A 12331-nucleotide genomic window follows, 5' to 3' on the forward strand; every position below is an offset into this window, starting at 1 on the left:
AAGAGGGATTTTTCAAAAAAATCAGCTGATTATATACTATTCTTTTATCCTTTTTCTTGCTTTATAAGCACGCTGCATTATTCTAAGTCAGGCAGACCGTTATGTAAAGAACTGTCTGCTTTTCTAAAGTTTATATGTTTTTATAAGAATTATACGCGAATTCTGAAACAATGTCTTCAGACGATGTAATAAGTTTCGCCCCTTGTTGAATCAGTAAGTTGCTTCCCTCCGAAAGAGATGAATCCATTCTGCCAGGAAGCGCAAAGACATCTCTTCCTTCATTCAAGCTGTATTCTGCCGTAATCAAGGAACCGCTCTTTCTGCTTGCCTGGGTAACAAGGACTGCTTGAGTCATGCCGCTTATAATTCTATTCCTCAAAGGAAAATGCCAGCGCTGAGGCCGGGTATCCGGTGGATACTCTGAAAGGATCAGCTGATTGGTTTTCATCCATTCTGCCAGTCTTCGGTTGGCAGCAGGATAGATGTGATTCAGCCCGCCTCCTATTACTGCTATAGTTTCGCCTTTTAATTCTATGGTTTTCCGATGCGCCATCTCGTCTGCTCCTGCAGCCAGTCCGCTGACAATCACAAAGTTTTCTTTCACTAACTGGGGCAGAAGAAAATTTAAAGAAGCAGAAGAATATTCATCGGCTTTCCTGGAACCAACAATGGCAATCTTTTTCTCTCTCTCCAACAAGCCGGCTTTTCCTGAAAAGAATAATACCCAGGGCGGATCGTAAATATTCTTCAGCAGGGGAGGATATTTATGATCAAAAACAGTCATGAAGCTAATATTACGGTCTTCATATTCTTTCATTTTGGGTAAAGGGTCGAATGAGTGAAATTGCTTATAGAAAGCGTTGACTTTACTTGCGGAAATAGGGAGGATATTACGCAGATCAGCTGGTGTCAGCATGTTGATTTCATTTGGAGAAGGAACAGCCTTCATAAGAAGGGATATTGACTTCCAGCCTATACTCTCACAATGCTGAAGGGTAAAAAGAATGTTTCTGTCAATGTTCATTTAAACCTCCTGAATATAATTTTTCAAAATTTTAAAAAGGACTGAACAGGATGGTTTTATGCATCCTGTTCAGTCGAGTTTCTACTATATTAATGTGTTTTACATTTATCGTAAATGCCTTTATCCCTAAGGACTTTGATAAGTGTCTCACCCATGTCGGACGGTGTCGGAGCTACTTCGATTCCACACTCATTCATAACACGGATTTTTTCATCTGCCGTACCTTTACCGCCTGAAATGATGGCACCCGCATGGCCCATGCGCTTTCCTGGAGGTGCCGTACGCCCGCCGATAAAGCCGACTACCGGTTTTGTCATATTGGCTTTAACCCACTCGGCTGCTTCTTCCTCTGCAGTACCGCCAATCTCACCAATCATGATGACAGCATATGTGTCTTCATCTTCATTAAAAGCTTTCAACACATCGATGAAATCTGTGCCGTTTACAGGATCACCGCCGATACCTACTGCTGTAGACTGTCCTATCCCTTCCTGTGACAGTTGGTGTACAGCTTCATACGTTAATGTACCAGAACGGGAAACAACCCCTACATGCCCTTTTGTATGGATGTAGCCAGGCATGATTCCGATCTTGCATTCATCAGGAGTGATGACGCCAGGACAGTTAGGACCGACTAGACGTGTCTTTTTGCCTTCCATGTAGCGTTTCACTTTCACCATATCCAGCACAGGGATGTGCTCTGTAATACAGATGGCAAGGTCCAATTCAGCATCAACAGCTTCCAGGATCGCATCAGCTGCGAATGGAGCCGGAACATAGATAACTGAAGCATTTGCGCCAGTTTCTCTTGTTGCTTCCTCGACTGTATTGTATACAGGAACTCCTTCAACTTCGGTTCCGCCTTTTCCTGGAGTCACACCAGCAACGATCTGCGTACCGTATTCAAGCATTTGCTTTGTATGGAAAAGAGCAGTCGAACCAGTAATACCTTGAACAATAACTTTTGTATCTTTATTAATAAATACGCTCATTAGTCCTCCGCCTTTCTTATCCTACTTGCTCAACAATTTTTTGTGCGCCGTCCGCCATGGATTGCGCGGCAATGATATTAAGACCTGACTCACTCAGGATTTTCTTTCCTAGATCAACGTTCGTTCCTTCAAGACGTACAACCAACGGAACTTTAAGCTCAACTTGTTTAGCCGCTTCAACAACACCCTCGGCAATAATGTCACACTTCATGATTCCACCGAAGATATTAACGAATATGCCTTTTACATTTTCATCGGAAAGGATGATCTTAAATGCTTCAGTAACTTTTTCAGCTGTTGCTCCGCCCCCAACATCAAGGAAGTTCGCGGGATCTCCGCCGTAATGCTTAACGATATCCATAGTTGCCATCGCCAAGCCTGCACCATTAACCATGCAGCCAATATTTCCGTCAAGGGAAATGTAGCTCAAATCATATTTGGAAGCTTCGATTTCTTTTTGATCTTCTTCTTCAAGGTCACGAAGTTCCAGGACGCTTTTCTGGCGGTACAGTGCATTAGCATCAAAGTTGAACTTTGCATCCAATGCCATTACATTGCCATCACCCGTTACAACCAAAGGATTGATTTCAACGATAGAAGCATCTTTTTGGATATAAACATTATATAGGCCCAGCATGAACTTAGCCGCTTTATTGACAAGCTCTTTCGGGATATTGATATTGAATGCGATCCGGCGTGCCTGGAATCCAGTCAGGCCGACTACAGGATCAATATATTCTTTGAAGATCTTCTCAGGAGTAGCTTCAGCCACTTCTTCGATTTCTGTGCCTCCTTCTTCAGAAGCCATCAAGACCACTTGGGAAGTTGCTCTGTCCAGTACAAGACCGACATAATACTCCTTCTTGATGTCGCAGCCTTCCTCTACAAGTAAGCGCTTAACTTCCTTGCCTTCCGGGCCTGTTTGGTGGGTTACCAACGTTTTTCCCAGCAGTTCTTCTGCGTATGTACGTACTTCGTCAATACTCTTTGCGATTTTAACTCCGCCCGCTTTTCCACGGCCGCCTGCATGAATTTGCGCTTTCACAACATAAACGCTTGAATTCAATGTTTTTGCTGCTTCCACCGCTTCATCCGGAGTAAAAGCCACTTGACCATTAGGTACGGGTACCCCATTATTTCTGAGGATTTCTTTACCTTGATATTCATGGATATTCATTTTCCATCCTCCTATCAAACTCTTTCAAAAATAGACTGCGCTTTCATTGTATAAAATGAAAGATTAGATGTCTACATATATGCACAAAATATTATATTAATTTTAAAATTCAGAAATATAAAGAGAGAAAAAGGGTACTGTTTTTCGTTTTTGTGGAATGAAAACGTTATCTTAAAAAAACAATATGGGGGGATTTCCCCGGTACACTATCAATCTATGACCCTTTTTTCGTATAGATCTGAGCTGGTAACTCCCTGGCCAATTCTCTCCTTAAAACATAGTAATGTGAAAAGAAAAACATACAAATGCTTTACTGAAATCTTCTTGCTTTTTTTACAAGGCTGCACTCACATAAATTGCTGCTTTCAGAAAAATCCCAAGGGCCGGATTTTTCTCGGGATACTAACGTTTTCTCTCTCACCTGAAGGAGCAGCTCTCTTCTTTCTTGCTTACCATAATAAGGATAATATAGGTGAATTATGGTGTTATCTTATGAAATTCATATTAAACAGCAGGAAAGTTTTCGAAAAGAGCCTTTTACAATAACGGGTTCTTTTTTGAAGTACAAACTTCTAATTAGCCAAAGAAATGGTTGAGTGATTTCCACTCCAGATGCGTGACTCCGCGGGGCGTGCGGTGAGCCTCCTCGGCTTCATAAAAAGCGGAAGCGGCCGTTCAGCGACGTACAGATTTTAGGGCTCTCGTATGAGATAAAGGAATCACGAAGAGCGTAAGCGACTCGATGATGACTTATCGCAAGGAGAGAGACCGAAATCTGCTAGTCGCTGGCCGCTGAAGCTAGATTCGCCTGTGGGGTCTCACCTGTCACGCTAGTCCCGCAGGAGGTCACGCACCTTCCGTTCCAATCGCTAGAATCTCTATAATTAACTATAATTAACAACTCTCCTTCATACTAATATTAGGATTGAACGTGTGTATGAATTTGTGTCACAAATTTTGAAAAACAAAAAGTTCTGTCATTTGCTATTTAGGTTGCATTTTGCTTAACCAACAGAACAGATTTACCAGTAAGAATACCGCTAAACCAACCAAAAAGGAGTGTCAAAATCAATGCGATTTAACACTCCTTTTGATGTGTAATTGTTAATTTTGTACTCGAAAACAGAACCCGTTACTTTTACAAACCCTTTTCACAAGGCTTAGTAGTTCATCTGGAATAGCCGCAAAGTTTTTGAGGGCAGCCATTCGCACACGCTATATTGCTGCCTTTTTAATAGGTTCATAAATCAAAAGTCTTCCTTACCAGCCTCTGCCTAAAAGGCCCAATCAATTATTTTCTCTGGCTTTTTATCCGGCTGAAAAACGTGGAGAAATAAGTGGAAAAATTCCGCTTATTAAAGTCATCGCGTGAAAAAACAGCTATAATAAGCGAAGAAATTCCGCTTATTTGTAAAAAAGATTCGAAAATAGTTCATTTTGCTGTGCTTAAGCGGAAAATATCCGCTTATATACCCTAAATCACATTCAATTCTTTAGCTTAACCGGAAAAACTCCGCTTATTTTAGGCTTTTTTTGTAATGCCAATCGGCAAGGATACCTCCCCTCCTGCTGGAATGGCATGTAGTGATAAGGAACCGGCTTTTTCTATAGAAAGAGGGTGTTCTATACCACACTATAGGTTCTCTGGAACCCCCGGCATAGCTAGGGGTTTTCAAAACCATCATATAAAAGCTGAAGCCCCCTTCCGCTTCAGCTTCTTCCCGCTTCCTTATCGACTCTGTACAAAAAGGCAAACACTTCTGCCACTGCCTGATAGAGTTCCTCAGGTATCGATTCATTGATATCCAGGCTGCCGAGCAATTCTACAAGAGCAGGGTCCTCCTGCACTGGTATGTCATGCTGCCTCGCCCTTTCAAGGATATTATCCGCTATCAATCCTTTTCCCTTCGCAATGACTTTGGGAGCTTGCTGCCTGTCTGCTTCGTATTGAAGCGCCACAGCCTGCTTTCTCTTATTCTCATTCTTTTTCATACTTTTAAATCCACCCCCGCATAAGGAACTTCCCCCGCCAGCCCGCGATATTTTTCCTTCGCTGGTACAGCAGCAGTACCAGCATCCTTAAAATGGACGGATGACAACTTGTAACCGAGCTTTTCAAGGCCCTCCTTCATATTCATTGAAAAAGGAGCCGATAATTCTTTTAACCTGGGAGTATCATTGTATATGTTCAAGGCAATGACCCTGTTCTGGACAGTCATATCGACAATGACTTCTTTGATGCTTTCCAGTTCAAGATAGAATAATACACGACAATATTCTGAATCGATTTTCCCGCTTTCCGTTTTCCTTCCAGTCCACTGCATAGTCAAGTCTGTTCTTTGGTTCATCCATGACAGCGGAAGCTGGTAAACGACGTGCTGAAGCGGTCCGCTTTCCCCAGACAATGCAGCGTGGCCATTCAGCTTGTATAGGAGCCTTTCAGCAGATTCTCTCATCTCCCCATGAGGAAGCTCCTTTAAAAGGGCTATCAATGACGATTTTAGAGAGTCATGCATGGACCGGTCTACAGGAGCTCCTCCCGCAAGCTTTGCCTCTTGATTCAGTCCCAGCTTTGAAATAAGATCCTTGATAATATCAGGCAGGTTTTCTTTATGTACCTTAGCAGCATTGCCTTCATCAAAATCAACCATCTCTTGAAGCAGTCTCAACGCTTGCTGCTCCGGTCCGCGAATATCACTCAGGCTGCCCATCATTCTGGAGAAGCTGGTCAGTGCTTGCTGTTCTTTTCTTGAATGGATACCATACATCAGGTTGAATTTATCTGTTTTTGTCAATTGAGGGATTGTTTCTGGATGGGAAAGCAATGATTCTGCCCGCCTTATTAATTCTGCTCCCCACTTGAGTACTTCCTGGGACGAAGCTTCACCTGATTCCATGATTCTCAAGGCAGATTGGACATCTTTGAGAAGGAGATGTGCCTTTTCAGCGGATATCTCCACTTTTGCTAGAAGTTCAGCCAAAACGGTCATCTTATCTTTCATCAAGGCTGTTCCATTATTTCCGATAAAAGATCTTATTTCTCCCAAAGAACTTTCTGAAGGCTCAATCCCCATCAATTGAAGGAGGTTCTGCGCTGATGCACGACGGCTTGGCTCTCCAGCATTATCCACCGCTAAACCCGAGGCGTAGTTGACAACTTTTTGAAAAAGGTGATTGGTTTCGGATTCTTTGACCTCTCCAAGAATTTTTAAAATCCCTTTATTTCCCATTGATAAAGAAGTGCTTTTCTGTAAACCGGTTTCCAGCCTGTCCAACAGATCAGTTACCGGTTCCATGTTACGTCCATACAGGTAAGAAAAATATAGCGGCCTAGTAATGGTCAAATTTGCATCCTTCAGCCTCAAAAGAGTTTGGATACCCTCCTGCTTGTCTGGCGTATCGGTGAGTATCTCACCCATCCTGAGCAGCTCTCCTTTTGTGAAAGGCATAGAATTCCTAACCATGAGGGCAACTAATTCCTTAATATTCCCTCCTTTAGGAAGCTGAAGATCGCTCATGAACTTCTCGACAACATCTGAAAATGAGCCCTTACCTTTACTCTGGAGAGATGATATTACCCTTAATTTAAGAATTCCTTCATCCGCAATCTCTGCTTGAAAGAAATAATGATTTCCCGCAATCAGGGGGGCTTCCAATTTAGCAATGGTTTTCTGCCCCTTGTAATTGACTTCCGCCATCCCTTCTGGCAGCAGCTTATTGACTTTGGCATAAAGAACCTGTCCATCAGTCAATTTGGAGGGATAAGGAGATTTATTCAATCTTTGAAATGTAGCACTTTGTATACTGCGTTCAAGCATGAACACACCTTCTTTATTTCAACATAAGTTCTTTTACCGGCGCAAAGGAGCTGCGATGAATCGGACATGGACCATACTGCTTCAAACCTTCCAAGTGCTCCTTAGTTCCATAACCCATATTTTTCTGAAACCCATATCCCGGGTAGTCCTGGGCATACTCTTCCATCAGCCTGTCTCTCGTCACTTTAGCGACAATAGAGGCAGCGGCAATTGAAATACTCCGGGCGTCTCCTTTAATCAAAGAGATTTCAGGAAAGGGTGTCCCCAATTCCATCGCATCAATTAACAAATGGTCAGGGTATACACCAAGTCCATTGACGGCTGTGATCATGGCTTTCTTAGAAGCTTGATAGATATTCAACCTGTCAATCTCCTCTGCAGAAATAATCCCTGTCCCCCAGGCAACCGCTTTATCTGTAATAAGCTCATAGAATGACTCTCTCTGTTTTTCTGACAGTTTTTTTGAGTCATTGATGCCGAGCAGGCAAAAATCCTGAGGCAGGATGACAGCAGCCGCCACAACCGGTCCGGCCAATGGCCCTCTTCCTACCTCATCTATCCCCGCGATAAACCGGAAACCCTGATGCTTTAATTCGTTTTCAAATGAGCTCATCCGGTCGAATTCCTCTCGTAAAGCTGTCTCTTGTTCCTGTTGGCTGTACCATTTTGAAATGAGTTTCTGGATTCCTTTTCTTTCATCCTTTTTAAAGGTTTGAAAAAGCTCATCCTTCTCTTCTTTAATATCCTTGATGATTCTAGCTGCTTCAGAAATTGTATACTGTTTGGGCATAAGCGCTCTCCTATTTACTATGTATGTTCTTTCTTTTTATCGGCAGATTTACCTAAAAATAAAGCTGACTCTATAAGGGCGAAGTACGCCTATTGAATCAGCTTTTTCTCTATTCTTGTTCTGCTTCGGTAAAATCCCCCGGGATGTCAAATGTAATCTTACCCAGGCGTTCACTTCTGATATCACGGACAATCAGATCAGAAGTCTTGTCGTAGTCCACTCCGCCTCCAGCAATCAAGCACCCTCTCTGGACACCGATTTTATCAAACACTTCCACAATTTCCTCTGGAAATACTTCAATGCCATAGCGCTCTTCCAATCTGTTTGGATAATGCTTTTCCAAATAGCGCAATCCATATACAGCAATATCCTGCAAGTTGAGAATTGTGTCTTTGATTGCACCGGTTAAAGCCAGCTTGTAGCCTACTTCCTGATCTTCAAACTTTGGCCATAGTATACCTGGTGTATCAAGAAGCTCCATTTCCTTGCCGACCTTTATCCACTGCTGTGCTTTCGTTACACCTGGTGTATTTCCAGTCTTGGCGATATTCTTCTTAGCCAGCCTGTTGATTAATGTGGATTTTCCGACATTAGGTATACCTACGATCATCGCTCTGATCGCTCTCGGCTTCATTCCTCTTGATTTCATCCGGTCGAATTTTTCTCTCAAAATTTCTTTAGAAGCTCTTACGATATCTCCTAAACCAGTTCCGCCTTGGGCATTTACTGCCAGTGCCTTGATGTTCCTGTCAGCAAAATATCTTATCCACTGATCTGTAAGTGCCCTATCTGCCATGTCCGCTTTGTTTAAAAGGACAAGACGGGGCTTATGCTGTACCACTTCGTCAATCATCGGATTCCTGGAAGAAATCGGGATGCGGGCATCGACAAGTTCGATGATGATATCAACGAGCTTCAACTTTTCGGTTACCTGTCTCCTTGCCTTCGCCATGTGTCCCGGAAACCATTGAATGGTCATATTATCACCTCCATAAATTCTGTTTCTATCTTCTTACTTTATAACTTCTATGTCTTTGATCGGCCAATAGATGACATTAGTACTGCCAATGACTTCATCCACTTCCACTACGCCTATATGGCGGCTGTCCTTACTGAAACGGCGGTTATCCCCCATAACAAAGAGGGTGTTTTCCGGAACTGTTTCCCGCCCGATTTTTTCTGCTAACGTAAAGTCTTCAGTCAGCAGGCCATCATCGATCTGTTCCTTATATTCTTCCAAATAAGGTTCGTCATATGCTTCTCCGTTAACATAAAGTACATCGTCTATATATTTAACGGTGTCTCCAGGAAGCCCGATTACACGCTTGATATAATCTTTTTGTTCCGGGGCATGAAACACAATTATATCAAAACGATCCGGTTCTCCAACGCTATAACTTAACTTATTAACAATCATCCTGTCACCATTATGTAATGTCGGCATCATTGATAAACCGTCAACCACGATCGGCGTAAATAAAAAGTAACGGATGAGTGCAGCCAGTCCGACAGCAATCAATAATGCCTTGGTCCATTCCCACAGTTCATTCTTCTGCTTTGCCACCAGGTTCCCCTCCTGTGCCTCAAATTTTTCCCATAGTCATATTCTACAAAAAGCAGACACGGTTTACATCTGATATACTTTAAAATGATTATTATAGTATGTATTGTTTTATTAATTTAAGAAAAGAGCTTTCAATAGTTCCTGCTGAAAACATGAAATCCGCCTGGCTGGACGCTTTATAATGATCACATCTGTACACCTTTGCTAACGGCATATTAACTGAAAATCTGTTTAATAAACTGAAAAAGGAGCTTGTCTCCAAGCTCCTTTCCATCTTAAAATTATCGAATTTCTTTGATACGTGCAGCTTTACCGCGCAGGTTGCGCAAGTAGTAAAGTTTCGCACGGCGTACTTTACCGCGGCGAATAACTTCAAGCTTCGCGATTTTTGGTGTGTGTACAGGGAATGTACGCTCAACACCAACACCATAAGAAATTTTACGAACTGTGAACGTTTCGCTGATTCCGCCGCCACGACGGCCGATTACTACACCTTCGAATACCTGAATACGCTCGCGAGTACCCTCAACAATGTTAACGTGTACGCGAACTGTATCACCAGGACGGAAAGATGGTAAATCAGAACGAAGTTGTTCTTTTGTAATTTCTTCGATCAATTTGTGCATCTATTTCATCTCCTTCCACCAGATGCTCTTACAAAAACGATTTATTGCAGCGGAACATCCTAATCGATGACCCGATAGAAATTATCTGATCAAGTCACAAAGGTAATAATACCATATTGATACGATTGAATCAACTAGTTTCTATCATTTTTCCCATTCTTCAAGCCATTTTTTTTGGCGTTCATTCAATTCTTTGCTATCCAGCAGATCGGGTCTTCTTTCAAACGTCCTTCTGAGTGATTCCCTTTCTCTCCATTCCTCAATGAGTTTATGGTTACCGGAAATCAGTTCCTGAGGCACCTTCATCCCTCTAAAGTCAGACGGCCTTGTATAATGGGGGTGTTCTAGATATCCTGATGAGAAGGAGTCCTGTACAGGTGAATCTTCATTCCCCAGCACTCCCGGAAGAAGCCTTACTACACTGTCGATGATGACCATTGCTCCGAGTTCCCCGCCCGTGAGGACAAAGTCACCTATCGAAATTTCATCTGTCACCACATGCTCCCGGATTCTTTCATCGTATCCCTCATAATGGCCGCAGACAAAAATCAAATGGTCTTCCTGCGCCAGTTCTTCTGCTTTCTTCTGGGAATATCTTTCCCCCTGCGGACAAAGCAGTATGACTCTTGGCTTTTTCTGCTGGGACGGGATTGAGAGGGCTTCTACCGCGTCGAAAATGGGCTGTGGCTTCAACACCATTCCAGCACCGCCTCCGTATGGATAATCATCGACTTGTCCATGTTTGTTATCGGCATACTCCCTGAAATTCACTACATTATACTGAACGGCACCTTTTTCTTCTGCTTTTTTTAAAATGGACTCACCGAATACTCCACTGAACATTGATGGAAATAGAGAAAGTACATCTATTCTTTTCATGACAGAAGCCCTTCCATTGGATCAATAAGAATCAACTTATTATCTATATCTATTTCTTTAACAACCTCATCAATATAAGGAATCAGAATTTCCTTCCCTTTAGCACCTTTGACTACCCATACATCATTTGCTCCCGGTGTCAAAATTTCAGTGATTGAACCAACTTCCTCACCCGCAGATGTTTTGACTGTACAGCCGATAATTTCATGGAAGTAGAATTCTCCTTCTTCAAGGTGACCAAGCTGTGTTTCATTGATTTTCAGGATTCCATTTTTGAAAGGCTCCACTTTGCTGATGTCTGTGTAATCAACAAAAGTGAGCAAGTCAAAATTCTTATGTTTCCGGTGAGTTTCAACCGTCAATTCCAGAGGGTCTTTTCCTTTTTCAGAAAAAAAATAGAGTGTATTGCCCTTCTTGTATCTTTCTTCCGGGAAATCCGTCCTTGAAATTACCCTGACTTCACCTTTTACTCCATGTGTATTAACAACCTTGCCGACGTTAAACCATTTATCCATTAGTATCACCTCTATCGTATTTCACATATGTACCCGTCTTTCACCACAATCGTCCTGGAAAGATTCTTTTCTTCCCAATTATCCCCCACTTGCACTTCGACAATCCCCTGAATCTCTTTGTCCTTCAACTCACTACCAAGAGGAAGTATATCAAGCTGGTCAATCTGGAAGTCTGTCAGTTTGATTTTCTCCATTCTTGCCTCTATCTCTTTTTCAAAATGAGATTTTAAGCTTTGCGAGGAATACTTTTTCGTTTTTTCCATCTTCTTCATTTCAAATCTCAGCTGATCACATTCTTTATTAAGTTGGAACTTTTTCCCGAGGTATTCATCCAGCAATGCTTTCTTGCTCGATTCCGTCAGCACCTGATTCACTGTGACATTCTGGAGAATCTTCATTAATCCGCCTCCTGTGAATGTGTTCATTTTACCCGCTTCCACCTGGACATGCAGGGGCAGGGAATGTAATTAGGTAAACCCCCTTCCTAAAAGGGGCGTAACGTCTGGTTATCTGATTCAAAGCATCCGGGTCTGCTCTCTTAAAAATGGATGAAGGCTGCATTCAGACCTATAAAATGGTATATAAAAAGGGAGGTTTTTTCTCCTCCCTTTTGGCAACTGTCTTATATATGCCGGCTTAAGCGGAACCCCCATCCTGATGATTACCATGAAGGGAAGCAGCCGCTATGTCCGGCTCTTGTTGTTCACTCTGCGATTTCCAGAAAGACTCTCTTTTTTTCATGTGATCCTGCTGCAGCATAAACTACTGTCCGAATCGACTTTGCGACCCGTCCCTGCTTTCCGATCACTTTTCCCATGTCTTCGGGATGAAGAATAAGCTTATAAGTGACAGAATCATCATTCTCCTCAGCATCTACTTCTAAATGCTCAGGCCGATCTACAAGGGGAGCCACAATCGTTAAGATCAAATCTTTCATTCGTTCCAC

The 12331-nt window shown here is 42.5% G+C and carries 13 protein-coding genes; all 13 read right to left on the bottom strand.

Features of this window, described 5'->3' with window-relative positions; all coding sequences use genetic code 11:
• Window positions 1-130 precede the first annotated feature (130 nt).
• The 13 genes from dprA to FZC79_RS01675 all read right to left on the bottom strand — a co-directional run bounded on the left by dprA (window position 131) and on the right by FZC79_RS01675 (window position 12322).
• On the bottom strand, window positions 131-1024 hold the full coding sequence (gene dprA, locus FZC79_RS01615; protein WP_148945146.1) for a DNA-processing protein DprA: 894 nt from the start codon (window positions 1022-1024) through the stop codon (window positions 131-133).
• A gap of 89 nt (window positions 1025-1113) precedes the next feature.
• Window positions 1114-2016 carry a succinate--CoA ligase subunit alpha gene (gene sucD, locus FZC79_RS01620; protein ID WP_148945147.1) on the bottom strand — a complete coding sequence of 301 codons (903 nt, stop codon included), beginning with the start codon at window positions 2014-2016 and terminating at the stop codon, window positions 1114-1116.
• A gap of 16 nt (window positions 2017-2032) precedes the next feature.
• Window positions 2033-3193: an ADP-forming succinate--CoA ligase subunit beta gene (gene sucC, locus FZC79_RS01625; RefSeq protein WP_148945148.1), complete on the bottom strand. Its 1161-nt coding sequence runs from the start codon at window positions 3191-3193 to the stop codon at window positions 2033-2035.
• Window positions 3194-4903: 1710 nt separating this feature from the next.
• Window positions 4904-5185, bottom strand: a complete 282-nt coding sequence (locus tag FZC79_RS01630) for an EscU/YscU/HrcU family type III secretion system export apparatus switch protein (protein ID WP_148945149.1) — start codon at window positions 5183-5185, stop codon at window positions 4904-4906.
• Window positions 5182-7011, bottom strand: a complete 1830-nt coding sequence (locus FZC79_RS01635; protein ID WP_148945150.1) for a hypothetical protein — start codon at window positions 7009-7011, stop codon at window positions 5182-5184. Before FZC79_RS01635 ends, FZC79_RS01630 begins: the two co-directional genes overlap by 4 nt.
• Before the next feature lie 13 nt (window positions 7012-7024).
• Entirely contained in the window at window positions 7025-7801 is a 777-nt protein-coding gene (locus FZC79_RS01640; protein WP_148945151.1) for a ribonuclease HII, read from the bottom strand.
• 109 nt (window positions 7802-7910) lie between these two features.
• Window positions 7911-8780, bottom strand: coding sequence for a ribosome biogenesis GTPase YlqF (gene ylqF / locus FZC79_RS01645; RefSeq protein WP_148945152.1), 870 nt, complete (start codon window positions 8778-8780; stop codon window positions 7911-7913).
• 33 nt (window positions 8781-8813) lie between these two features.
• Window positions 8814-9365, bottom strand: coding sequence for a signal peptidase I (lepB, locus tag FZC79_RS01650; protein ID WP_148945153.1), 552 nt, complete (start codon window positions 9363-9365; stop codon window positions 8814-8816).
• Window positions 9366-9646: 281 nt separating this feature from the next.
• Complete coding sequence (gene rplS / locus FZC79_RS01655) at window positions 9647-9991, bottom strand: 50S ribosomal protein L19 (RefSeq protein ID WP_113929873.1); 345 nt, start codon at window positions 9989-9991, stop codon at window positions 9647-9649.
• Between the two features lie 144 nt (window positions 9992-10135).
• Entirely contained in the window at window positions 10136-10870 is a 735-nt protein-coding gene (gene trmD / locus FZC79_RS01660; RefSeq protein ID WP_148945154.1) for a tRNA (guanosine(37)-N1)-methyltransferase TrmD, read from the bottom strand.
• Window positions 10867-11385 carry a ribosome maturation factor RimM gene (rimM, locus tag FZC79_RS01665; protein WP_148945155.1) on the bottom strand — a complete coding sequence of 173 codons (519 nt, stop codon included), beginning with the start codon at window positions 11383-11385 and terminating at the stop codon, window positions 10867-10869. The genes trmD and rimM overlap by 4 nt, the downstream gene beginning before the upstream one ends.
• A gap of 11 nt (window positions 11386-11396) precedes the next feature.
• Complete coding sequence (locus FZC79_RS01670) at window positions 11397-11783, bottom strand: YlqD family protein (protein ID WP_148945156.1); 387 nt, start codon at window positions 11781-11783, stop codon at window positions 11397-11399.
• A gap of 305 nt (window positions 11784-12088) precedes the next feature.
• Entirely contained in the window at window positions 12089-12322 is a 234-nt protein-coding gene (locus tag FZC79_RS01675) for a KH domain-containing protein (protein WP_148945157.1), read from the bottom strand.
• Between the last annotated feature and the right edge of the window lie 9 nt (window positions 12323-12331).

It is taken from the genome of Rossellomorea vietnamensis (genome assembly GCF_008180615.1).
In the GTDB taxonomy this organism is placed as follows: Bacteria; Bacillota; Bacilli; order Bacillales; family Bacillaceae_B; genus Rossellomorea; species Rossellomorea vietnamensis_D.

What these genes read in the sequence shown, in the direction of transcription:
- dprA (WP_148945146.1), bottom strand. Translation starts at nt 1,024, where the DNA reads ATGAACATTGACAGAAACATTCTTTTTACCCTTCAGCATTGTGAGAGT.
- sucD (WP_148945147.1), bottom strand. Translation starts at nt 2,016, where the DNA reads ATGAGCGTATTTATTAATAAAGATACAAAAGTTATTGTTCAAGGTATT.
- sucC (WP_148945148.1), bottom strand. Translation starts at nt 3,193, where the DNA reads ATGAATATCCATGAATATCAAGGTAAAGAAATCCTCAGAAATAATGGG.
- FZC79_RS01630 (WP_148945149.1), bottom strand. Translation starts at nt 5,185, where the DNA reads ATGAAAAAGAATGAGAATAAGAGAAAGCAGGCTGTGGCGCTTCAATAC.
- FZC79_RS01635 (WP_148945150.1), bottom strand. Translation starts at nt 7,011, where the DNA reads ATGCTTGAACGCAGTATACAAAGTGCTACATTTCAAAGATTGAATAAA.
- FZC79_RS01640 (WP_148945151.1), bottom strand. Translation starts at nt 7,801, where the DNA reads ATGCCCAAACAGTATACAATTTCTGAAGCAGCTAGAATCATCAAGGAT.
- ylqF (WP_148945152.1), bottom strand. Translation starts at nt 8,780, where the DNA reads ATGACCATTCAATGGTTTCCGGGACACATGGCGAAGGCAAGGAGACAG.
- rplS (WP_113929873.1), bottom strand. Translation starts at nt 9,991, where the DNA reads ATGCACAAATTGATCGAAGAAATTACAAAAGAACAACTTCGTTCTGAT.
- trmD (WP_148945154.1), bottom strand. Translation starts at nt 10,870, where the DNA reads ATGAAAAGAATAGATGTACTTTCTCTATTTCCATCAATGTTCAGTGGA.
- rimM (WP_148945155.1), bottom strand. Translation starts at nt 11,385, where the DNA reads ATGGATAAATGGTTTAACGTCGGCAAGGTTGTTAATACACATGGAGTA.
- FZC79_RS01670 (WP_148945156.1), bottom strand. Translation starts at nt 11,783, where the DNA reads ATGAAGATTCTCCAGAATGTCACAGTGAATCAGGTGCTGACGGAATCG.
- FZC79_RS01675 (WP_148945157.1), bottom strand. Translation starts at nt 12,322, where the DNA reads ATGAAAGATTTGATCTTAACGATTGTGGCTCCCCTTGTAGATCGGCCT.